Raw genomic sequence first — 22,376 nt, 5'->3', positions numbered from 1 at the left:
GAGGTTAAAAATGTATCTTCCTGAGATTTTTGAAGAGAAAGATCATGAAAAGCTTTACCAACTCATTGAAAATTATCCCTTTGCGACATTAGTTAGCCAAAGCACGAATGGATTTGGGGCTAATCATTTACCATTTAAATTGCTCCGTGAACCTGAACATCATAGTGCTATTCTCGTTGCACACATTGCAAGAAATAATCCTCTACACACCCAAATCAGAAATGGAACAGAGGTGCTTGTCATTTTTCAAGGTGAACAAGGCTATATTTCACCAAACTGGTATCCAAGCAAGCAACAACACCATCAACACGTACCGACTTGGAACTATCAAGTGGTTCACGTCAATGGCGCTATTCGCTTTTTAGAAGATGAAAAGTCCTTGCGTGGTATTCTTGCAAAACTGACCCGAACACATGAGGTGAAACAACCGAAACCTTGGAAAATGTCTGACGCACCAAGTGGCTATATCGCAGAAGAACTCAAAGGCATCATTGGAATAGAAATTGAAATTCAGCAAATGACTGGAAAATTTAAACTCAGTCAAAATCGCGATAAAGTCGATGCTGTCGGTGTTGTGGATAGTTTAGAGCAACGAGGTGAAGCTAAATTAGCGCAAGCAGTCCAAGGATATATTCAAGATTAACCTGATTTCTGCCCTAAGCTAACGCGATCATTTGCACCATAATCTTGAATCGTTTGGATTTGACTAAATCCTTGTTGCTCAAAGATATTACGTACCGCCTGTCCTTGATCATAGCCATGTTCAAGCACAATCCAACCGTTTGGCTTTAACCAGTCTTTTCCCTGAGTAATGATGATTTCAATATCTGCTAGCCCATGATTATCTGCAATTAATGCTCGCTCAGGTTCAGACTTGAGCTTTTGCATATGCACATCTTCTGGATCGATATAAGGTGGATTAGATACAATCAAATCAAATGTTTGCGATTCTAAAGCATCAAACCAAGCTCCACAGGCAAAGTTAACTTGCGTTAAACCATGTCGAGTCGCATTTTCTTTTGCAACGTCTAAGGTCGGTAGATAAACATCAGTTGCTGTAATCTGCCATTGCGGACGCTCACTTGCCAACGACAAAGCGATTGCACCAGTTCCTGTACCTAAGTCGACAATATTGGCATTCGTACTGATTGGAAGTTTCAGCACCGTTTCAACCAAAATTTCAGTATCAGGACGTGGAACTAAAGTATCGTGGGTTACTTTTAAATCTAGCGTCCAAAATGGCTGAGAACCCGTAACATAAGCCAATGGCTCGCCCTGTTCAATACGCGCAAGCCCATCTAAATAAGCTTGTTCTTGTATTTCAGTCAACTCTTGCTCAAGCATTAACTTTAGCTCCAAAGCACCGATTCCTACAATATGCTCAAGTAGCCATGCTGCTTCTTGGCGTTCGTAGCTATCAATTTCGCCTTTGATTTCTAATGCTTGAGCAATATTCATTAGCCGCCATTTTCCTGTGCAAGCAGAGCTAACTGATCCGCTTGATATTCACGATGCAAGCTATCTAACAGTTCTGTTAGATCACCTTCCATAATTGCATCTAATTTATATAAAGTTAGATTGATACGGTGATCGGTCATACGGCCTTGCGGGTAGTTATAAGTACGGATACGTTCAGAACGATCACCAGAACCTACTAGGTCACGGCGCATTTCTGAAGTTGCAGCATCTGCTGCAGCACGTTTTGCGTTTTCTAAACGTGATACGAGTAGCGCCATCGCTTTAGCTTTGTTTTTGTGCTGTGAACGTTCTTCTTGACATTCAACCACAACACCTGACGGAATATGGGTAATACGCACAGCAGAATCGGTTTTGTTAATGTGCTGACCACCCGCACCTGATGCACGGTAGGTATCGATACGTAAATCAGCAGGGTTTATATCCACTGTTGTGTCTACATCTACTTCTGGAAGAATCGCAACTGTACATGCAGATGTATGCACACGACCTTGGGATTCAGTGGCAGGTACGCGTTGTACACGATGTGCACCACTTTCAAATTTCAAGCGGCCATATACGCCCTCACCATCTACACGGCAGATCACTTCTTTATAACCGCCATGTTCACCTTCATTTTCAGAAAGCACTTCAATACGCCAACCTTGAGTTTCAGCATATTTACTATACATACGGAATAAGTCACCAGAGAAGATCGCAGCTTCATCACCACCTGTTCCTGCGCGAATCTCAAGATATGCAGCATTGGCATCGTTTGGATCTTTAGGAATCATCAATACATTCAATTGATCTTCGAGATCAACCAAAAGCGTCTTATTTTCTTTGATTTCTTCTTCTGCCATATCTTTAAAGTCTGGATCAGACTTCATCATTTCAGCAGTTTCGATGTCTTCTTCAGCTTGACGATATTTAGCCCAAACCTCAGTAATTTCTGTTAAATCATTATGTTCACGTGACAGTTTACGAAAACGTTTATTGTCCGAAATAACTTCTACATCTGCGAGCAATGCAGTCAGCTCTTCATGACGATCACATAATTGATCTAATCTTAAACGGAGTGATGCTTTCATGGGTGGAATATCTCAAAATCTAAAGACTCTATGCAACACAACTGGCGGAAGCACGAGCAAAATCAAAAAATTGCGCATAGTTTACAGATTCTCCTGATTAAATAACATAGAGAAGTTTGCTAACTTACTATTCCACCATCATTTCATCACAAATCACTTGGTTTTATCTGTTCTGAGCGGTTTGATTTATTGAAGCGAAGTGTAAAATTTGAAATAACATATCCAAGTTAGAACATTGCCTACTATTTTTATAATTCTGTATTTTCAAACGAGATTAAATCGTTATCTACTTCGGGTTTTGAATTGATTTATCGCTCTATTTCTCATCGAAAGCAACAAAACACTACAATCCAATCACTAAACCGTAATAATTCAGGAAAGCATCTCCACATTTTCCATCTCAAACTTTGTTACATTTGCTCGCATTACAAAAGATGTCCTATCCAATAGGAACGTGGAGTTAAAAATGAAAGCCAATGCTTGGTTATGTGCGATTTTAGCAAGTACCTCTCTGATGACCGTTGCTCATGCAGATAATGGTACACGTGTAGCAGCAACATCTGCGCTTGGTAGTGTTGTCGGTACTGCAATTGGTAAAGAAGTTGGTGGAAACAGCGGTGCTATGATTGGTTCTGCGATTGGTGGTGCTGGTGGTGCAGCTGCTGCAAGTAGTAAACGTACACGTACCGAAGCTGCTATCGGTGGCGGTTTAGGTGGTGTCGGTGGCTATACAGTTGGTAAAAATCTAGGTGGAACAACGGGTGGTTACATCGGTGCAGCAGCGGGTGCTGCTGGTGGTGCAGCTTTAGGTCGTCAAGTTGGTCAAGATCGTTATTATGACAATCACCAATCTAAAAAATATAAGAAAAAACGTAAACATCGTCATCACTAATTCAAAAGCACCTTCGGGTGCTTTTTTATTATCTAAGCAAGATTTCTGGAGATTCTATAAATTTAGACTTATTTAAAGGTGAGACTAGCATTGGCAAATAAGGATTTAATGCTAAAAATCCTGACTTAAATACTTGGTTGAATCCTTTTCTTGTTCTTCCTAGAATAATCCCCTATTTTTTATATGCCTTTGTGTTTTTACATGAATACCGAATTACTCTCGCCTGCTGGCTCTCTTAAAAATATGCGTTATGCCTTTGCTTATGGAGCAGATGCAGTCTATGCAGGTCAACCTCGTTATAGTTTACGTGTTCGTAATAATGAGTTTGATCATGACAATTTAAAAATCGGTATTGATGAAGCACATGCCTTAGGTAAAAAATTCTATGTTGTTGTCAACATTCAACCACATAACAGTAAGCTGAAAAATTTTATTCGAGATATTGAACCGATTATTGCGATGCAACCTGATGCCTTGATTATGTCTGATCCCGGTTTGATTATGATGGTGCGTGAACATTTCCCTGATGTGCAAATACATCTTTCAGTACAAGCAAACGCGATTAACTGGGCAACAGTAAAGTTTTGGAAAGACTATGGACTAAGTCGTGTCATCCTTTCTCGTGAGTTATCACTTGAGGAAATTGAAGAAATCCAAAAACATGTCCCTGAAATCGAATTAGAAGTGTTTGTGCATGGTGCATTATGCATGGCTTATTCAGGTCGCTGTCTTCTATCTGGCTATATGAATAAACGAGATGCCAATCAAGGTGCTTGCACCAATGCATGTCGTTGGGAATATAAAATCCATGATGCAAAAGAAGATGTCAATGGTGATGTCATCCCTGTTCAGCAATTAGACGAACCTACACAATGTTGTTCAAAAGCGGATTCAGAAGACACCACACAAACGGTTTTAGTTCAACGCAATGAAGAAGAAATGTTTGCCGCAGAAGAAGATGAACATGGAACTTACTTTATGAACTCAAAAGATCTCCGTGCAGTACAACATGTAGATCGTCTGACGCATATGGGTGTTGCATCTCTTAAAATTGAAGGGAGAACGAAATCCTATTTTTACTGTGCGCGCACAGCACAAATTTATCGTAAAGCAATTGATGATGCTTTATCAGGCAAAGCTTTTGATCAACGTTTAATGCATCAACTCGAAGGTTTGGCAAATCGAGGTTATACCGAAGGTTTCTTACGTCGACATATTCACAGTGACTATCAAAACTATGAAGATGGTTCATCACATTTTGATTATCAACAATTCTGCGGTGAAGTATTGGAACGTCACGGCGACTATGTTCGTATTGAAGTCAAAAATCGCTTCCTCGTGGGGGATTCGCTAGAATTGATGACACCAAAAGGCAATATTTCTTTTGTGCTTGAGCATATGCGTGACCTAAAAGGTAATTCAATCGACAATGCTAAAGGCTCAGGTCATATCGTAGAGATTCCACTGCCACAAGATATAGATATTGCTTATGCTTTATTAATTCGCAACCTGCCTCATGCAAAAGAGCAATTACAATCTTCTGCTTTGGCTTATGTAGCGAACTAAGACATGGCACTCTTGATCACGACGGCATGTATCAATTGCGATATGTGCCTCCCAGAATGCCCCAATGAAGCGATTTATGAAGGTGCAAAAGTTTACGAAATCGACCCACAACGTTGCACTGAATGTGTAGGCTTTTATGAATCGCCTACATGCATTGCTGTGTGTCCGATTAACTGTATCGATCCAGACCCTAACTTTTTAGAATCAAAAGACCAACTTCTCATCAAATTTAAAAGCTTAAATTTATATAATAATTAAATAGTTAAAATTAATTTTCTGGTGCTTTCCTTCTATCATGTTTGAAAGTACCGCTTCTTTTTTAAGTTCTGATATTTTCCCCTGCTAAATTTCTATTTAAACACAAGACACTGGCATCAAAATTGCTAAATAGTATTACGTTTTTTAAAATTAGTATTACTACGGGTGTTTGCCTATGCATCATTCAGTATTGTCAAAAAGGAAAAAGCTTTTCTTAGGATTGGGGTCTTTTATCATTCCACTTCTTATTTGGAGCTGTGTCAGTTATTTACCTTTTATTTGGCATCCTCAAGTTCAAATCACTGATTCAGGCAGTGTCTCTTATTTACAGGTAGGAACACGTCTTGAGAAAAGTGCTTACTATGCAGAAGCACAACAAGCGGTTGATCAAGCTAAAACACCTCCAACAGGAATTTTAGTCAACCCAATATATTTACCTGCTCCACATGAAGTTGCGATAGCATTATTTACATCATTTACGACACCACCACAGCAAGCAGACGCACCTTGGCTACATCAAAGTCTGTGGCACAGTATCAAAATCGTATTTACTGCATTTTTCATTTCATCGTTGATTGGTGTACCACTCGGAATCTTATGCGGATTTTCCAACACGATTTCCAAGTTAACAGAGCCTTTTGTTGAGTTCTTTCGCTACCTTCCTGCACCTGCTTTTGGCGCACTTGCGGTTGCTATTTTAGGAATTAACGATGCACCTAAAATTGCCATCATTGTGATTGGGACTTTATTTCAACAAATCTTGATTATTGCCAATACCACAAGAATGGTTGATCGCGGCTTAATTGAGGCGGGTTATACCCTTGGAACAAACAAAGTCAAAAGCCTATTCTATGTGGTGATTCCAGCCGCATTGCCAGATATCTATCGAGATCAACGTGTCTTACTTGGTTGGGCTTGGACATATTTAATTGTTTCAGAATTAATTGGCGCAACCTCAGGCATCACTTGGTTTATTACACAACAAGCGCGCTATCAAAACTTTGATAACGTCTATGCTGCAATCCTGATTATTGGCGTGATTGGTCTAGTCTGCGATCTAATTTTAATGAAATTAGGTATGCGTCTATTCAAATGGAAAAAAGGAGTATAAATATGACTGAGCATTTTGATTCAAAAGCATATTTCGAAAGTATTTATACTCGTCCTATAATGTTAGAAACCAAAAATCTGAGCCAAATCTTCAATCATGGCGATGGTGAACGCCTTGTCCTAAATAAAATTGATTTAACCATTCATAAAAGAGAATTTATCTGTGTGATCGGCCCATCAGGTTGCGGTAAATCCACCTTGAGTCGTGTTGTCGCAGGATTAGATGATTTCCATAGTGGTGAGGTTTTAGTTGAAGGTCAAAAAATCAAAGGGCCTAGCTCTGAACGTGGCATGGTGTTTCAAGGCTATACCCTTTTCCCATGGAAAACAGTCAAAGAAAATGTCATGTTTGGCCCAATCATGAAAGGCATCAGCCGAACTCGCGCAGAAGAAATGGCACGAGAATGGATTAACATCATTGGTTTAGATAAGTATGAAAATCAATTTCCACATGAGCTTTCAGGTGGCATGAAACAACGTGTTGCGATTGCTAGAGCATTGGTCAATGAACCTAAAATATTATTAATGGATGAGCCCTTTGGCGCACTTGATCCTTACACCCGCCAAAAGATGCAAAAACATTTGATGGATTTATGGCAAAACATCGACCTCACTATTATGTTTGTTACCCATGACATGGATGAGGCGATTTTATTGGCCGATCGTATCGTGGCATTAAAAGCCAATCCTGGTGAAGTAAAAGAAGTTATCGAAGTTAATTTGCCTCGACCTCGATCATTCGACTTAATTCACTCAACGGAGTTTAAACAATTACGTGATCACGTGAATCAACTTGTACATAGTCAAGAAGAAGAACTTGACCCATCTTTAGAGGATTTACCTAAAATTCCACGCATGACTCAAGTCAGTACGCAGAAATAAAAATAGCAATTGGGACGACCCAATTCGCTTCATTTATTGCTGGACGACCAGCCTATGGTGAAGATCATGAACCATGAATATGTCCTGCCACTTATCGACATTTCTCTTCTAAATAGCGATTACTTAGAAGATCGGATGCAAGTCGTTCAAGCACTGGATCGAGCCTGCAAAGAGGTCGGTTTTCTGTATATTCAAGGTGAACAATTTCAGCCTGAACTTTTTGATAAACTCAAAGAAATCGCTGAAAGTTACTTTGCTCAAGATGAAAATCAAAAAATGCAAAACTATATCGGGCTTTCAAAAAACCACAGTGGTTATGTGCCGATTGGAGAGGAACAATTCAAAGCCAGTGTGTATGACTTAAAAGAAGCATATGACATCAATTATGACTATCAGGAAATTGAAAATCGCCGCCCTTTACTCGGTCCTACACAATGGCCTAATGATCCTCAATTTAAAGAACAAGTTTTAGCTTACTACCAACATATCAAAGCAATTGGCCATCAACTTTTTAAAGCATTTGCGCTGGCTTTGGAGTTAGAAGAAGACTATTTTGATTCACATTTAAAGCATGCACCGAGTCAATTAAGACTGATCCACTATCCTTTCAATTCAAATGCCGAAGATCAGTTTGGGATTGGTGCTCATACAGATTACGAGTGCTTTACTCTACTTTTTCCAACGGCAGAAGGACTACAGGTATTAGATAAACAAGGTGAATGGATTGATATTCCACTGATTGAAAATACGATGGTGATGAATATCGGAGATATGATGGAAATCTTATCGAATGGTCGTTACCTAGCAACCAAACACCGTGTTAAACGCGTCAAACAAGAACGCTATTCTTTCCCTTTGTTTTTCTCTTGTGATTACGACTATATCATCCAACCAATTATCAAAAATGAAGTTCCTCATTATCCACCAATGAAAGGTGGCGAACATTTATTTAATCAAACAGCGCAAACTTTTAGATATCTAAAACAACGCATTGCTTCAGGTGAGCTTGTTTTAGAAAATGCACGACCGCTTTACTCCTTTGGCTTAAATGAACAAGGAGAAGTGTCATGAACCTTGTGCAATTATTAAAGCGATTAAGGCCAACACCCATCACAGACTTAACCTTACCCCGATATTTATTTGGAAGTTTCAGACGTAAAAGTATCAGCTTCTACAATGGCTTAACGGATGAAAATACGATTGTTTACTGGTTCCAATCAAAATCATTTAGCATTGACCTCCGACTTCCTGACGGCAATCAAACCGTACTACATGAACGTCAGGGTTGGATTGGCGATACAATATGGGACAGCCAAACAGCATTATTATCTTGGGAAATTCAGCAAAGTTATCAGAATCATATTCAATGGCCTGAACCAGCAAAACTCTATCCAATTGGAAATTCTATCTTAGAGTTCGCACCGTCTAATGCTTATGTCGAAGATTGGCGTCAGCAAGCAAATAGAGGATTATTTTTTGGGTTACGACTATTTCAAATGCAATGTTTAAAAACCGAGCAAATATTTCCTGTTGATGGTGGTCTTGTCATCACAGATCAACATATTGCTTATGCCCAATCACGTTTCCCTCAGATTCAACAGCAGATAAACCAATATGCTACTTTAGCTGAGGTGAATGATCTGAAGAGTGAAATTGAAAGCTATGAAGTTTCGATCGCATTGAATGGTTCGAATATCTGCTGGAGTACGCAGTCCACTCAAATTGGTCAAACCATTTTACTTGATCATTTTGAATTATTAGAAGATCAAACCATTACACAATTAAAAATGATTGGTGATGACAAATATCTTCTATATTTTAAACTTGACGTTTATCAGCCTGATTTTGTTTTTGATCATATCTCTGCTTGTTCCGATTCAGGGCAACGATGGTTAGCTCAAGAGCAAAATCATTTACTGAAACATGCAAAAACGACTATTTGAGTGGAGGTTTATGTCTTATCTATTTTTAGCTATAGCAATTGTTGCTGAGGTAATCGCAACCTCAGCGCTTAAAGCTTCCCAAGGATTCAGCGTTTTAGTTCCCTCGATCATTACCATTTTAGGTTATACCGTTGCCTTGTTCTTTTTATCCCTTACACTGAAAACGATACCTGTAGGCATTGCGTATGCGATTTGGTCAGGTGCAGGTATTGTGCTTATTTCTGCCGTAGGTTGGATTTTTTTCAAACAACACTTAGACACCGCTGCATTTATTGGTCTAGGCTTGATGATCACAGGAATTATTGTGATTAATGTATTTTCTAAAAGTACGCATATCTAAAAAAGTTATAAAAAACCGTTCTGCGTGAACGGTTTTTTTATGCATATTGTTATTTTAACTCTTCCACAAGTGCTGGATAAATTAATCCATCCGCATCCACTTCTGCTTTATATATGCCATTGCTCACATTGAATTTATTGACATGGTAAGTAGAGCCATAGATTGAATCAAAACCGTCTCCTTTTGCAAATACTTGCTTATTCGCAGCAAGATCAAGTAAATGTGTACCATCAATAAATTGTTCATACTGTGCAGGGTCAACACCTACACGATTTGCCATAATTTTTACCGCATCGGCATGTGTTGCAGGATCTTGAATATATTTTACAGTCTTATCCCAAACTTGAATCAGTTTCTTCCAATCCTCTTTATGAGCAGATAAATGGCTCGCATTCACTGAAAGCGTATCGTAAATCAAACCTGGTTTGTCTTTAGATGTATAAATAATCTTTGAACCAGCCACTGCTTTTAAAGCTTGATTGGCAACAGGCTGCCAAACTGCAATCGCAGAAATATCCTTACTGGTGAATACTTGCGGGAGTTCGTTGGTGACTGAATTAACAAGTTTCACATCTGTTGCAGGAATTTTAGAATCATCTAAAGCTGTTGAAAGGAGTAAGTGATCTACTAAACCTTTTTCCGTTGCAACGGACTTACCTTTTAGATCACTAATTGATTTAATACCTTCTTTGGCAATAATGACATCATTACCAGCAGAATAATCCGTCACCATGATCATCATGCCCTTGGTTCCACCAGAAGCATTCACTAAATTATCGCCATTTGTAACCAACACTGCGTCTAATTGATTAGCCGCAAAAGCAGAAAGAGACGCTGAATAATCAAACCATTTAAAATCTACATTTAAGCCCGCTTCTTTTAACCAGCCTTTTTCGATTGCTACTTGCCATGCGACAAAGCCCGGCCAATCACTATAGCCAATAGTAATTGGTGTACTTGCATTGCTACTTGTTGAATCAGCAGCTTTATCGGCCGTAGGTACTTTGGCTGAATTATCGCATCCTGTAACAGCCAAACCCAATAATACAGAGATGGATAATGTTGTAATTGCTTGCTTCATAATGTGACCCCATTAGAGAATGTTTTATGACATTGATACGTAAAATCTTTAACTAGAAAATAATGCGTAGCAAACGCACTGTTAATCGTTTTGTTGCAGTGGTGGCATAACTGCATCCATCAGCTCAAGATGGCCTTTAATCACACCTTTTAATGCAGTAAATTGCTGACTAATTTGTTTAAGATCATTACTTTTTCCTTGCAACAGCATGACCTCCAAGATTTTTTGATCATCTAACTGAATACTCAAAGAACTAATCACTTGTTCAAGGAACTCATGTTGTAAATCAGCGAGTTGCACGCGGATGTTGGCTGTATTGCGCTGATATAACAACGTTAAAGTTCCCACCATGACTGAGTTCTCGGTGGTGTATTGATGAATCAAATGGCGATTGATCATATCTACGATTGCTTGAGAACGACTTTCGTAATGTTCTTCTACGATCTTCTGATCCAAAGCTTCAACGGTCTTTTCAGGCACCGTAATACTGATGCGTGTCAGTTTCGGTTTATCCTTCAGTTTGCTTGAGTTACTTTTTTGCACTTGGTCTTTCTTGTTTGACATATAAACTTGCTCTCACTGCTAAAAGATCAACCAAAACATGCATAAGGAGTTTGCAATACTGAATCATGATTCGCTTGGTATCCATCGCCACCTCAGTAATACTAATTTTCCAATTCGTATTATTTAATGCAGTATCTATGCCAGTTTTTATGGGATTATTTACGCTCAAAAGTACTTATAAAGTTTAAAAAATGTGCAAAAAAAAGCCCTATGTTTCATGATAGGGCTTTTCATGCATCATTATATTTTTCAAATATTATGCGGGTGCTAAAGTAAACAAAGCTTGACCTGTTTTGACCGTTTGCGCTTTATCAATCAAGATGGTATCGACTTTCATTTTCGCTGGTGCAATGATTGGAATTTCAATTTTCATCGCCTCTATCACCGCAAGGGTTTCACCCTCCTCAATGATATCGCCAACCGCACATTCAATTTTCCAGACTGAACCCGGCATGTGTGATTCAACAACCATTCCACCTGTAGGTATATTGATTTCAGTATCATCAAGCACAACATCCATGCTTTCGGAAACATATTCAGCTAAACCTGCTTCATGCCATCTACGGCGTTCAGCTTCAAAATTTTCTTGTTGAACCTGCTTAAACTCTTGAATACTTGCCTGATTTTCTTTAAGAAAAGCATTGTATTCCTTAAGATTTAACACACCATCTTCAATTCTAAGCTTTAAACGTCCCGCTTTAAAATCTTCACGCATCTCCAAAAGTTCAGTTTCAGACACTTCATAAAAACGAATTTGGTCGAAGAATCTCAGTAACCACGGCTTATCTAATTCAAAATTCGGATTTTGACGATAACGGCTCCAGACTTGCGTGGTACGTCCAACAAATTGATAACCACCCGGCCCTTCCATGCCGTAAACACACATATACGCACCACCGATACCTACAGCATTTTCAGGCGTCCATGTTCTCGCAGGATTATATTTGGTTGTAACTAATCGATGTCTTGGATCAAGTGGCGTTGCAACTGGTGCACCGAGATAAACATCACCCAATCCCATCACTAAATACGAAGTGTTATAGACGACATCCTTAACAGCTTGTTTCGACTCCAAACCATTAATACGGCGAATAAACTCAATATTATCTGGACACCAAGGTGCATCTGGTCGAACGAGTTGCGTATATTTTTCAGTCGCCAGTTGAGTTTGTGAATCCTCCCAAGCCAATGGTAAATACACAGTTCGAGAAGCAACTTGCATGTTCTCAATATCAGGCAATTCAACTTCAGCAGATTGTAATAATTTCAGTAAATCCGATTGGTCTAAAACACTCGAATTATAGTGAATTTGTAGTGAACGAATCCCCGGCGTGAGATCAATAATACCTTGAATATTTTGCTGTTTTACCCACTGCATTAAAGCGTGAATACGGAATCTTAAATTGAGGTCTAAGACCAGATCCCCATACTCGACCAATAAATAATGATTACCAGCAGGTCGATACGTTACAGTAGGTTTGTCTTCACCTTGTGCCAATGTTGCTAAAACAGCATTTTCTAAAGTGATTTCTTCTGCCTGAATAACTGGTGAGAAATTCACATTCGCTGTTGTTTTATGTTGCAATGCTGTTTGATATTGCTGTTCTAGTTGTTGAGCTTGCTGGTAACTTACAGGAATAAACTTCACTTTATCCCCTGCTTTTAGCTGCCCCAATTTCCATAGTTCAGCATTAATCACAACGGCTGGGCAAACAAAGCCACCTAAACTCGGACCATCAGGCCCTAAAATAATCGGCATATCACCCGTAAAATCAATCGCTCCAATTGCATAAGCATTGTCATGGATATTCGATGGATGTAACCCCGCTTCACCACCATCGATACGCGCCCATTCAGGTTTAGGACCAACTAAGCGAATCCCTGTACGGCTCGAATTAAAGTGAATTTCCCATTCTTGTTCAAAAAACATGGAAATATCATTTTTCGTAAAGAAGTCTGGCGCACCGTGTGGCCCGTACATCACTGCAATTTCCCAACTTGTTCCAAAACTAGGAATTTGAGCCGCATCTAGCGAATGCGTATTTTCTAAACTGCTTTCAAAGACAGGCAACATATCACCGATCAGCAAATTTCTTCCTGCGTGGCCACCAAATTGCCCTAAAGTAAACGTCGCTAAACTCCCTAAATAAGCAGGGACATTTAAACCACCTTTAATACCAATATAGCTTCGACAACCCGTGGAAATTCGTCCGCATTTCAAAACTTGTCCTTTGCGAACATTGATGGTTGACCACATTGGAATGATCTGACCATCTAAACTAGCTTCCATATCTCCGCCAGTTAAAACGATTTGGCTATCACAATGAAACTTAAGCGTAGGACCTTGTAAAGTACATTCCAAGCCTGCTGTATTAAAAGGATTATCCAATAATTGGTTTGCAACATTTAAGCTTAATGCATCCATTGCCCCTGATGGCGGAACACCAACATCCCAGTAGCCCAAACGTCCCGTCACATCTTGTACGGCGGTTTGTATGCCAGATTGTAGAACCTCTATCCTTTGCGTTTTCCATTCAAATGTATTTAAAAAGCGAGTCGTTTGAATTCCTTGATTGAATACCTCACAACGGATAATTTCTTGTAAATATTCTAAATTAGTTTCAATCCCTGCAATTTCAGTATTACTTAGGCTATTTTGCATTGCGTGAATTGCATGATCACGATCATTTGCAGTCACGATAATTTTGGCGATCATCGGATCATAGAATGAAGAAACATTTGATCCTGTTTCAACCCACGTCTCAACACGTGACGATGCATCAAACTTTACGCTAGTTAATAGACCCGCACTTGGCTGGAAATTCTTAATCGGATCTTCTGCATATAAACGGACTTGAATTGAGTGCCCTTTTGATTCGAGTTGTTGCGTTGGTTCTAACCAATCACCGCTCGCTAAAGTCACCATCCATTCAACAAGATCAACACCATAAACCTGTTCAGTTACGCCATGTTCCACTTGAAGTCTCGTATTGACCTCAAGAAAATAGAATTCTTGCGTGTCCGTATCCATCACAAATTCAACTGTACCAGCAGAGCGATACTGTACAGACTGCATCAATTGAATGGCAATTTGTTGAATATATTCACGTTGTTGATGATTTAAATGTGGTGCTGGTGTTTCCTCTATCACCTTTTGATTACGGCGCTGAACCGAACAATCACGCTCACCTAACGCTAGCACTTGACCTTTGCCATCACCAAAAATTTGTACTTCGATATGACGCGCATTTTGAACAAATTTTTCTAAATATAATCCTGCGTCTTTAAAGTTTGCTTGCGCAAGATAGGAAACCGTCTGGTAGGCATCTCTGAGCTCGACTTCATTCCAAACCAAACGCATCCCAATTCCACCACCACCCGCAGTACTTTTCAGCATCACTGGATAGCCAATCTGCGCGGCTTGAACAATTGCATCCTGTTCATCAATAAGTAATTGGCTGCCCGGTAATAAAGGAACTTGATTCTGAATTGCTAATTCACGCGCTGTATGCTTTAAGCCAAAATCACGCATTTGTTGTGATGTTGGGCCAATAAATGCAATGCCTTGTTGCTCACATAAATCACAAAATGCAGCGTTTTCAGATAAGAAACCATATCCAGGATGAATCGCTTCTGCACCAGACTCAAGTGCTGCCCCAAGGATTTTCTCAATATTTAAATAGCTTTGTTGTGCAGCAGAATCACCAATGAAAATCGCTTCATCTGCCATAGAAACATGCAAAGAATCACGATCTGCTTCTGAATAAACAGCAACCGATTGAATGCCTAATTTACGCAGTGTACGAATTACTCGACAAGCAATAGCACCACGGTTGGCAATAAGTACTTTTTTAAACATATGCTATTCCCCTCAAGCTTCATGTACGACGAGTTGAATTTTTGTTGGGTTATAGGCATTGCAAGGATTATTTAATTGAGGGCAGTTAGAAATAAGTACGATTAAATCCATTTCGGCTCTAATTTCCACATATTTACCCGGTGCAGAAACACCATCATCGAACTTTAAATGTCCATCAGCCGTAACAGGAACATTCATAAAGAAATTAATATTTGGACCTATATGACGAACATTAAGCTGATGTTTTTTTGCAATAGGATGCTGTGCCAAAGCATACATAAAATTATTACGGCAACTATGCATCGGGTATTTATCATGTGCATAACGAACCGTATTACTTTCACATGAACATGCACCACCTAAGGTGTCATGTCGACCACAATTATCATCGACGATCACGGCAATTGGACGTACATAGTTACTATAGAGCGTTGTGCCTTTTTCCAAATACAGTTGTTGATTTTGAGCAAGTGTATCTGTCGCGCTATATCGCTCATCAACATTTTCAGCACTGATAAACAAAGTATCAACGGCTTGATTTCCTTCTAAATCAATAATTCGGAAATATTGACCTTGTTTTACCTCACACATCCAAGCCTCGCCTGCTGGACAAACTTGATCTAAAACTGTTTTTTCAAATTGTTGTAATGCTGTCATTGTCTATTCCCCCCAAATTAATTTGATAATGCGTAATAACGTTGATTGTTGGCAAAACCACGTTGGTTTTGCGGACATGAATCTCGGCAAATATCATGCTCAGTTAAGGGATTAGCTTTAAATAAACGAAGCTGAATATCAGCGGGGTTATAATGATCAGATTGATCTAATGGATGTGGTGCAGCAGAAAGAAAGACTAAACAATCCATATCAAATCTCAATTCAATGATTTGATTCAGATTGTTATTTTGCACATAAGACAGTTTTCCACCGTCATCAGGCTGTACTTTCGAAAATAAATTCACGGTTGCTGTTAAATCAGCTTGGGATAAACCGAACTTAGTTAGCTCAATCAACAAACTCTCTAAACCATTTTGATGCATATCATTACGTGCATCTTGGAAGCTCTTTTTACCGAAGTTTTTAGCAATTTGTTCAGCTGTGCTTGGTCCACAAAACACATCATTCCAGCCATGATCATCTTTCACTATTGATACCATGACTCGTCCGAGATCAGAGTACAATACATGCCCTGTCGATAAAAATGCCGTATGTTGAGCTTTCAAACTATCAGGCATATTAAAGCGCTCTAATTTCTCATCAGCATTTACACAGAATAATGAAACATTTGCATTCTGATTTAATGCTTCAAGTTGTAAAACAGTGCCTCTTTGGATTCGACCAGACCAATGATGCCCACCCGGTAATGTTTCACTCCAAAGTGTCTTATTGTCGTGATAGACCGATTGACTCATAACAAACCTCTTGTGGATAATTTAAACCTCGTTATGGCAAAATGCCTGACCTCCCGGGCTTTTATCCCTCCGTGTAGTTCTGTCGAACCGTCATCTCTCGGACCAGTCACGCCAATCAGCATCGGAACCCTAGACAACTTTTAGCTATATCTAGATGAAGCAAAAGACATGCCAAATAAGTATTACGTTTTTTATATTTAGTAATACCAAAATGATCAATTTTAGTGAGAATTTGAGCGTTTCATTAAAAATGGGCACCAAGATGATGCTTAATGAGAAAGTTGATTCTTCTATTTCCAAGTTTTTAGACATAAAAAAAGCGCCTTACGGCGCTTTTTAGATATACACATTAGTTTGCATATACTGGGAATTTTGCACAAACAGCTTCAACTTTTGCTTTCACATCAGCGATAACTTTTTCGTCACCTTTGCTGTCGATCACATCAGCGATCCAACCAGCAAGTTCGCGAACTTCCGCTTCACCGAAACCACGTGTTGTAACTGCTGGCGTACCAATACGGATACCAGAAGTGACAAATGGTGAACGTGGATCATTTGGAACCGCGTTTTTGTTTACAGTGATATGTGCAGCACCTAACCAAGCATCAGCATCTTTACCCGTTACGTCTTGCTTAATTAAAGACAATAAGAATAAATGGTTTTCTGTACCACCAGATACAACATCATAACCACGCGAAATTAATACTTCAGCCATTGCTTGAGCATTTTTCACAACTTGTTGTTGGTAAGTTTTGAATTCATCAGACATCGCCTCTTTGAAGCAAATTGCTTTAGCAGCAATTGCATGCATCAAAGGACCGCCTTGGTTACCAGGGAATACAGCTGATTGAAGTTTTTTCTCGATTTCTTCGTTTGCTTTCGCAAGGATTAAACCAGAACGAGGACCTCGAAGTGTTTTATGAGTCGTCGTTGTTGTTACATCAGCAATTTGAACTGGGTTAGGATAAACACCAGCAGCAACTAAGCCTGCAACGTGAGCCATATCAACAAAAAGATAAGCACCTACTTTATCCGCTATGTCACGGAAACGCTGCCAATCAACAACTTGGCTATAAGCAGAGAAACCAGCAACGATCATGCGTGGCTTATGTTCTAAAGCTAAACGTTCTACTTCTTCATAATCGATTTCGCCAGTTTCAGGGTTTAAGCCATACTGAATCGCATTATAAGTTTTACCAGAAAAACTTACTTTAGCACCGTGCGTCAAGTGACCACCGTGAGCTAAACTCATACCCAAAACTGTATCGCCCGGGTTAAGAAGCGCTAAATAAACAGCAGAGTTTGCTTGTGAACCAGCATGTGGTTGAACGTTTGCATAGTCAGCACCAAACAAAGCTTTTGCACGATCAATTGCAAGTTGTTCGATGACATCAACATATTCACAACCGCCGTAATAGCGTTTGCCAGGATAACCTTCTGCATATTTATTCGTAAGTTTTGAGCCTTGAGCTTCCATTACAGCTTTAGAGCAATAGTTTTCAGAAGCAATTAACTCGATGTGAGCTTCTTGGCGTTCACCTTCAGAAGCGATCGCTTGAGCTAATTCTGGATCAAATTCAGCAATAGAGATATTGGCAAACATTAGCGGAGGGTCCTATAAATTAGGGCTTTTAAGCCGTGCTAAAGATTGGTGCGAATTATAGCATGAAGTTTGCTGTTACAGAGCTTGATATTTATTTAATTATTGGTGAATTTTATTCATGCATGGCTATTTATTTCTTTTTTGAGAAACCAATTATTTCTTTTTTATACAATTCTATTTTTTTAAATCGTTGAATCATTAAAGCCCAGTTATCTAAACAATAGAAAACTGGGCTTCCCCTACCATGAAATTTATTAGTTCATTGGTGGCATAGCTGTTTTCACATCATTCACGATGTTTTGAATATTTAGGGCATAAGCTGTACCGTGATCCCAATCAGCATTCGTTATATATTGCACCTGAGAACCCTTCAGCGTTGCAGCTGAAACTAGCGCATTTGTCGCAACCATCGGCACAGTTGTATCTTTAGCACCTTGATAGATCGTAACAGGTTGATCTAACTTAACCTGTGCAGGTTGCGAATCGCTCTCCAAGAAAGTTTTCACCAACGGTAATAACATGAAATTTTCTTGTGTCCGCGGGTAGTTTGTTAAATTACCATTTTGACCTGCATAGGTTTGCATCGCAGCAGCAAATTTACCTCCCAGAACATCATAACAATCTGACTCTGCATTGCTCGCAATTAAATCTGTTGGTGATTTAAAGACATTTGAATAGTTAAATGTTGGTTGAAGATTTCTCAAACCAGCTGTAATCAAAGCTGTAAAAGTATCCAATTGTGCATAAACAGGTATTTGCTGAGCAACTGGTGCATCTTTAACAGATAACTCTCCACCATATAAAATCGTACCTAAATTTGATGCTGGAGCGACAGCAACAGTCCCCTTATAGTCCAACTTTGCACGACTTGCATATTGAGCCGCACCTAGCGCTGCTTGACCACCTTGAGAATGACCTACAGCCATCCATTGACGTGATATAACTTTCCCTTGTCCAGCTAAATAAGAACGAGCTGCAACAACTGCATCAGTAATAGAATATGCTTCGCTTTTCACATTTAAGAATGGATGTAATTCGCGTCCGCTTGGCTCACCTAAACCTTCATAGTCCGGAGCAACAACTACATAACCTTCAGCAAGAAATTGACTAATCATTGCTTTAATATACGGATTCGTTTCGTTACGACTCGGTGCACACTGATCCGCCACGCCAGTTGTACCATGTGCCCACGCAACAATTTTCCATCCTCCAGCTGGCATAGGACCACCAGGAACAAATACTAGGCTCGTAGCCATTGTTACTTTTCCATCCTGTCCTAACATTTTATAAGTCATGACTGAACTTTCAGAAGCAACTGCACTGAAATCCGACTTTACATAAGGGACAGGAATACCAACGACTGGAGCACTTATATTATTTTCAGGTATATCTGATTTCGATGAGGTGTAACTATCTCCATCACTACCACCACATGCTGTAAGCAATAAGCTAGAACTCAGCATAACCGCCGTAAGTAATTTCATCTTCATGAAGTTTTTCCTTAACTCTTTTATTTATTGTTTTCCTTAGGTTTGAATTTCTAAGGCATTAACCTTTATAAGAATTACGCCCAATATTGCTTTGATTCAAGTACTTTTTTCATTTCCAGCATTTTTTGACTTTTATTTAGGCAGAAAGCACACTAGTACACATAAAATATCGTTATGCTTTCTCTTAGTGATTGTCTTATGTAAATTTCTTGTAAGATAATAAAATTCTAAATTCAACTCGAGCCATTTTTTATGCAAGCCATTATTTTAGATACAGAAACACATACATTAAATGGCTTGCCTATTGAAATTGCTTATGCACCTATTGAAATTCAAGCTGGAAAATTAAGTTTAGATAAGTCACAAATCTTTGACCAACTCTATCAAGTTGGGCAACCGATCTCATTTGCTGCAATGGCGGTACACCACATTTTAGAATCTGATTTAATCGATCAGCCCTTTTATAATGAATTTCAACTTCCACCAGAAACTCAATATATTATTGGCCATAACGTTGATTATGATATTGCTGCTATTGCTAGATGTGGTGTAGATACTTCAGCTCTAAAACCTATTTGTACTTTGGCTTTGGCTCGTCGCGTATGGGAAAATGCAGAAGCTCATAACATTTCGGCTTTGATTTATTTAATTTCAAAAGGCAGTGACAAAGCGCGGGAAATGTTAAAAGGTGCACATCGTGCGGATGCTGACATTATTTTAACGGCCAATATTTTGATGCATATCATTCATCAATTAGATATCCAAAATATAGAAGAACTCTATATTGCTTCAGAAGAAGCGCGTGTACCTAAAAGTATTACTTTTGGCAAACATAAAGGTACAGCTATTCAAGATCTCCCTGCCGATTACATTCAATGGCTTTTACGCCAAGAAGATCTTGATCCCTATTTACGTAAAGCTCTTGAAGCAAAATTGATTAAATAACCCCTGCTCATAGAACATTTAGAACAGTTTTCCAAACAATCTATTCAAGACAATGATATTTAATAATTTGTTAACATTATTGTCATTTTTTAACCTTATCTTAATCTCCATCTAAATCTTGGTTGGGGGAGATTAAGAAATGTCACATTTTTTCAAAACTGAACTCGGGCAAAATGCCTTGCAACAACGAAATATCGCTTTGACAGCACGTCAACGTCGTTTATTACTTTTGATAGACCATGATGATTTCAAAGATCTTGATAAAGACTACAAAGAAAGAATTGCACCCTCTGAGTTAGTAAAACAACTCATTGACATGGGACTTTTAGCTGAGCAAGAGACTCGTTCAAATAAAGTTGAAGCTAAAGAAAACGACTCATTCATACAAGAAGAAATTGTCAAAGCTGAAAATACTGAGGCCATTCATAAAGAACAGACAAAAGAAATTTCAGAAGTTAAAACACCTGCTTCTGAAACCATTGAATTAGAAAAATTACCTTTTATCGAAATTCAGCAAGTTATGATCCAAACACTAACAACGTTTTGTGGACTAATGGCACGTCCGCTAATACAAAAAATTCAGTCCATAAAAACCGTACAGCAATTAAAAGCATGTCAAATGCAGTGGATTACTTCTTTGCAAGAATCTCGTATTCCACCCACACAACTGAATCAGACTCTTAAACTCATTAATTATTCAGTTCAGCATTTATGATTGAGATATTCTTAAACATCTCGATAAGTTGAGAATAAAATTGATGTTTTAATAAACAAGAAGCATCTTTGTTTCATGCTATATATTTACCTGCATGTATTTTTTGCCTATGATGTGGCACGCATGCGCTCATAGCTCAACTGGATAGAGTACAGGTCTCCGAAGCCTGTGGCGTGGGTTCGAGTCCCGCTGAGCGCACCATCTTCTTATTTTACTTAATCCAATTCATGATAAAAATTATGACTAAGATAAGAATCCGCCCCGCAACCAAAACCTGTTTTAAGTTATCAATTTTTATGGCAATCCAAATTTAGCGAAATTGTGATACCAAAATTATTTATGAATCAATATAAAAAATTCAGCTTCCGATTGAAAATGCTCTTTGCTTAATTACATTCTTATAAAAATAACGCCAAAATGTTCATATATAATTTATCAACAATCTACCTAAGCATTTACTTTTAGATCACATGTCTAGTTTTATTTTTGACTAACTCATAAAAAAAAACAATAAAATCAATTAATTAATAGCACATGCTCTTTTTGAAGTATTTTCATTCATTAAAAACTTATCTAGTTGATTTTAGAAGTTTTGTTTATACTTAACTCTAGTTTGTCATCGTTTAGATGATTTAGAAAAACAGCAGCAAAAAAGTTTTGATTCACAGAAAGTTTGTCATCGTTTAGATGATTTAGAAAACCAACACCCTTCAATACAACCATGTGAATCAGTTTATCATCGTTTAGATGATTCATCTGACTTGTCTAATATCAAATGTTTTAGCTAAGTACTTTTAAAACAAGTAGTTAGCTTTTAGCAATATTATTAAGAAACTCTGGCTCTAGCATAAAAAAATCTTTCCCAAAATTTTCTAAAGGAATTTCCGAAACATTAATTTGATATTCAATATCACCATTTAAAAAACTTTGTGATTTCTGTATCGAACGTTCCCAACCAAATTCCTTTCCGCATTGCATCAGTAAATACTGATAAACCTTTACATCATTAATTTTTAATAAGAATGTGTTATCAGATAACTGGTGAATCGAGACATTTTCAGAATATTGCACATCAATCATGATCTACCCCCTAGAATGAATAATAAATGATCAATATTTATCATTATAGATAATTGATGTGATTTCAATTAATTTTCTATGATTATTAAT

21 protein-coding genes, 1 tRNA gene and 1 riboswitch are annotated in these 22,376 nt (G+C 38.5%); of the genes, 12 read left to right on the top strand and 10 right to left on the bottom strand.

The window, feature by feature from the left end:
- Positions 1-10: 10 nt before the first annotated feature.
- On the top strand, positions 11-643 hold the full coding sequence (locus IO68_RS18715; RefSeq protein ID WP_023012516.1) for an FMN-binding negative transcriptional regulator: 633 nt from the start codon (positions 11-13) through the stop codon (positions 641-643).
- Here the strand turns inward: IO68_RS18715 and prmC are convergent.
- Positions 640-1,458, bottom strand: coding sequence for a peptide chain release factor N(5)-glutamine methyltransferase (prmC, locus tag IO68_RS18710; RefSeq protein WP_023012515.1), 819 nt, complete (start codon positions 1,456-1,458; stop codon positions 640-642). The genes IO68_RS18715 and prmC overlap by 4 nt on opposite strands.
- Positions 1,458-2,546, bottom strand: coding sequence for a peptide chain release factor 1 (gene prfA / locus IO68_RS18705; protein WP_023012514.1), 1,089 nt, complete (start codon positions 2,544-2,546; stop codon positions 1,458-1,460). The genes prmC and prfA overlap by 1 nt, the downstream gene beginning before the upstream one ends.
- A gap of 466 nt (positions 2,547-3,012) precedes the next feature.
- Between prfA and IO68_RS18700 the strand changes: the two genes are divergently transcribed.
- The 8 genes from IO68_RS18700 to IO68_RS18665 all read left to right on the top strand — a co-directional run bounded on the left by IO68_RS18700 (position 3,013) and on the right by IO68_RS18665 (position 9,537).
- Positions 3,013-3,438 (top strand): hypothetical protein, encoded by a 426-nt coding sequence (locus IO68_RS18700; RefSeq protein WP_004880080.1) that lies wholly within the window; start codon positions 3,013-3,015, stop codon positions 3,436-3,438.
- Between the two features lie 201 nt (positions 3,439-3,639).
- Positions 3,640-5,004 carry a tRNA 5-hydroxyuridine modification protein YegQ gene (gene yegQ, locus IO68_RS18695; protein WP_023012513.1) on the top strand — a complete coding sequence of 455 codons (1,365 nt, stop codon included), beginning with the start codon at positions 3,640-3,642 and terminating at the stop codon, positions 5,002-5,004.
- Between the two features lie 3 nt (positions 5,005-5,007).
- Positions 5,008-5,262 carry a YfhL family 4Fe-4S dicluster ferredoxin gene (locus tag IO68_RS18690; protein ID WP_023012512.1) on the top strand — a complete coding sequence of 85 codons (255 nt, stop codon included), beginning with the start codon at positions 5,008-5,010 and terminating at the stop codon, positions 5,260-5,262.
- 175 nt (positions 5,263-5,437) lie between these two features.
- Positions 5,438-6,373 (top strand): ABC transporter permease, encoded by a 936-nt coding sequence (locus IO68_RS18685; RefSeq protein WP_031234651.1) that lies wholly within the window; start codon positions 5,438-5,440, stop codon positions 6,371-6,373.
- Positions 6,374-6,375: 2 nt separating this feature from the next.
- A complete protein-coding gene (locus IO68_RS18680) occupies positions 6,376-7,254 on the top strand; it encodes an ABC transporter ATP-binding protein (RefSeq protein WP_023012510.1) in 879 nt (292 codons plus the stop codon).
- A gap of 54 nt (positions 7,255-7,308) precedes the next feature.
- Positions 7,309-8,325, top strand: a complete 1,017-nt coding sequence (locus IO68_RS18675; protein ID WP_031234650.1) for an isopenicillin N synthase family dioxygenase — start codon at positions 7,309-7,311, stop codon at positions 8,323-8,325.
- The gene (locus IO68_RS18670) at positions 8,322-9,197 is read left to right on the top strand and encodes a hypothetical protein (protein ID WP_023012508.1); all 876 of its coding nucleotides are present in this window, start codon (positions 8,322-8,324) and stop codon (positions 9,195-9,197) included. The genes IO68_RS18675 and IO68_RS18670 overlap by 4 nt, the downstream gene beginning before the upstream one ends.
- A gap of 10 nt (positions 9,198-9,207) precedes the next feature.
- Entirely contained in the window at positions 9,208-9,537 is a 330-nt protein-coding gene (locus IO68_RS18665) for a DMT family transporter (protein ID WP_004880095.1), read from the top strand.
- A 49-nt stretch (positions 9,538-9,586) separates the two neighbouring features.
- On the opposite strand, the gene IO68_RS18660 is transcribed toward IO68_RS18665, so the two are convergent.
- The 7 genes from IO68_RS18660 to IO68_RS18625 all read right to left on the bottom strand — a co-directional run bounded on the left by IO68_RS18660 (position 9,587) and on the right by IO68_RS18625 (position 19,546).
- Positions 9,587-10,618 (bottom strand): ABC transporter substrate-binding protein, encoded by a 1,032-nt coding sequence (locus tag IO68_RS18660; RefSeq protein WP_023012507.1) that lies wholly within the window; start codon positions 10,616-10,618, stop codon positions 9,587-9,589.
- Positions 10,619-10,699: 81 nt separating this feature from the next.
- The gene (locus IO68_RS18655) at positions 10,700-11,137 is read right to left on the bottom strand and encodes a CopG family ribbon-helix-helix protein (protein WP_031234648.1); all 438 of its coding nucleotides are present in this window, start codon (positions 11,135-11,137) and stop codon (positions 10,700-10,702) included.
- Positions 11,138-11,438: 301 nt separating this feature from the next.
- On the bottom strand, positions 11,439-15,041 hold the full coding sequence (gene uca / locus IO68_RS18650) for an urea carboxylase (RefSeq protein ID WP_023012505.1): 3,603 nt from the start codon (positions 15,039-15,041) through the stop codon (positions 11,439-11,441).
- Between the two features lie 12 nt (positions 15,042-15,053).
- Positions 15,054-15,698 (bottom strand): urea amidolyase associated protein UAAP2, encoded by a 645-nt coding sequence (locus tag IO68_RS18645; RefSeq protein WP_023012504.1) that lies wholly within the window; start codon positions 15,696-15,698, stop codon positions 15,054-15,056.
- Positions 15,699-15,715: 17 nt separating this feature from the next.
- On the bottom strand, positions 15,716-16,453 hold the full coding sequence (locus IO68_RS18640; protein ID WP_023012503.1) for an urea amidolyase associated protein UAAP1: 738 nt from the start codon (positions 16,451-16,453) through the stop codon (positions 15,716-15,718).
- 48 nt (positions 16,454-16,501) lie between these two features.
- A riboswitch (guanidine-I (ykkC/yxkD leader) is annotated at positions 16,502-16,597 on the bottom strand.
- 205 nt (positions 16,598-16,802) lie between these two features.
- Positions 16,803-18,056 (bottom strand): serine hydroxymethyltransferase, encoded by a 1,254-nt coding sequence (gene glyA / locus IO68_RS18630; RefSeq protein ID WP_023012501.1) that lies wholly within the window; start codon positions 18,054-18,056, stop codon positions 16,803-16,805.
- A 254-nt stretch (positions 18,057-18,310) separates the two neighbouring features.
- Positions 18,311-19,546: an alpha/beta hydrolase gene (locus IO68_RS18625; protein ID WP_023012499.1), complete on the bottom strand. Its 1,236-nt coding sequence runs from the start codon at positions 19,544-19,546 to the stop codon at positions 18,311-18,313.
- A 252-nt stretch (positions 19,547-19,798) separates the two neighbouring features.
- Between IO68_RS18625 and IO68_RS18620 the strand changes: the two genes are divergently transcribed.
- The 3 genes from IO68_RS18620 to IO68_RS18610 all read left to right on the top strand — a co-directional run bounded on the left by IO68_RS18620 (position 19,799) and on the right by IO68_RS18610 (position 21,407).
- Positions 19,799-20,491, top strand: coding sequence for a putative quorum-sensing-regulated virulence factor (locus IO68_RS18620; protein ID WP_023012498.1), 693 nt, complete (start codon positions 19,799-19,801; stop codon positions 20,489-20,491).
- A 139-nt stretch (positions 20,492-20,630) separates the two neighbouring features.
- Entirely contained in the window at positions 20,631-21,206 is a 576-nt protein-coding gene (locus tag IO68_RS18615; protein WP_023012497.1) for a hypothetical protein, read from the top strand.
- 125 nt (positions 21,207-21,331) lie between these two features.
- A tRNA-Arg gene (locus IO68_RS18610) sits at positions 21,332-21,407 on the top strand.
- Positions 21,408-22,013: 606 nt separating this feature from the next.
- Here IO68_RS18610 and IO68_RS18600 read toward each other — a convergent pair.
- A complete protein-coding gene (locus IO68_RS18600) occupies positions 22,014-22,286 on the bottom strand; it encodes a hypothetical protein (RefSeq protein WP_004880128.1) in 273 nt (90 codons plus the stop codon).
- Positions 22,287-22,376 lie beyond the last annotated feature (90 nt).

Source organism: Acinetobacter sp. COS3 (assembly GCF_000475335.1).
Taxonomy (GTDB): domain Bacteria; phylum Pseudomonadota; class Gammaproteobacteria; order Pseudomonadales; family Moraxellaceae; genus Acinetobacter; species Acinetobacter venetianus.
The sequence above is the reverse complement of the archived record's forward strand: the minus strand, read 5'-3'. Positions and strand labels throughout refer to the sequence as shown.

Bases quoted from the DNA above. Each gene is read 5' to 3' on its own strand.
- IO68_RS18715 (WP_023012516.1), top strand. From the start codon at position 11: ATGTATCTTCCTGAGATTTTTGAAGAGAAAGATCATGAAAAGCTTTAC.
- prmC (WP_023012515.1), bottom strand. From the start codon at position 1,458: ATGAATATTGCTCAAGCATTAGAAATCAAAGGCGAAATTGATAGCTAC.
- prfA (WP_023012514.1), bottom strand. From the start codon at position 2,546: ATGAAAGCATCACTCCGTTTAAGATTAGATCAATTATGTGATCGTCAT.
- IO68_RS18700 (WP_004880080.1), top strand. From the start codon at position 3,013: ATGAAAGCCAATGCTTGGTTATGTGCGATTTTAGCAAGTACCTCTCTG.
- yegQ (WP_023012513.1), top strand. From the start codon at position 3,640: ATGAATACCGAATTACTCTCGCCTGCTGGCTCTCTTAAAAATATGCGT.
- IO68_RS18690 (WP_023012512.1), top strand. From the start codon at position 5,008: ATGGCACTCTTGATCACGACGGCATGTATCAATTGCGATATGTGCCTC.
- IO68_RS18685 (WP_031234651.1), top strand. From the start codon at position 5,438: ATGCATCATTCAGTATTGTCAAAAAGGAAAAAGCTTTTCTTAGGATTG.
- IO68_RS18680 (WP_023012510.1), top strand. From the start codon at position 6,376: ATGACTGAGCATTTTGATTCAAAAGCATATTTCGAAAGTATTTATACT.
- IO68_RS18675 (WP_031234650.1), top strand. From the start codon at position 7,309: ATGGTGAAGATCATGAACCATGAATATGTCCTGCCACTTATCGACATT.
- IO68_RS18670 (WP_023012508.1), top strand. From the start codon at position 8,322: ATGAACCTTGTGCAATTATTAAAGCGATTAAGGCCAACACCCATCACA.
- IO68_RS18665 (WP_004880095.1), top strand. From the start codon at position 9,208: ATGTCTTATCTATTTTTAGCTATAGCAATTGTTGCTGAGGTAATCGCA.
- IO68_RS18660 (WP_023012507.1), bottom strand. From the start codon at position 10,618: ATGAAGCAAGCAATTACAACATTATCCATCTCTGTATTATTGGGTTTG.
- uca (WP_023012505.1), bottom strand. From the start codon at position 15,041: ATGTTTAAAAAAGTACTTATTGCCAACCGTGGTGCTATTGCTTGTCGA.
- IO68_RS18645 (WP_023012504.1), bottom strand. From the start codon at position 15,698: ATGACAGCATTACAACAATTTGAAAAAACAGTTTTAGATCAAGTTTGT.
- IO68_RS18640 (WP_023012503.1), bottom strand. From the start codon at position 16,453: ATGAGTCAATCGGTCTATCACGACAATAAGACACTTTGGAGTGAAACA.
- glyA (WP_023012501.1), bottom strand. From the start codon at position 18,056: ATGTTTGCCAATATCTCTATTGCTGAATTTGATCCAGAATTAGCTCAA.
- IO68_RS18625 (WP_023012499.1), bottom strand. From the start codon at position 19,546: ATGAAGATGAAATTACTTACGGCGGTTATGCTGAGTTCTAGCTTATTG.
- IO68_RS18620 (WP_023012498.1), top strand. From the start codon at position 19,799: ATGCAAGCCATTATTTTAGATACAGAAACACATACATTAAATGGCTTG.
- IO68_RS18615 (WP_023012497.1), top strand. From the start codon at position 20,631: ATGTCACATTTTTTCAAAACTGAACTCGGGCAAAATGCCTTGCAACAA.
- IO68_RS18600 (WP_004880128.1), bottom strand. From the start codon at position 22,286: ATGATTGATGTGCAATATTCTGAAAATGTCTCGATTCACCAGTTATCT.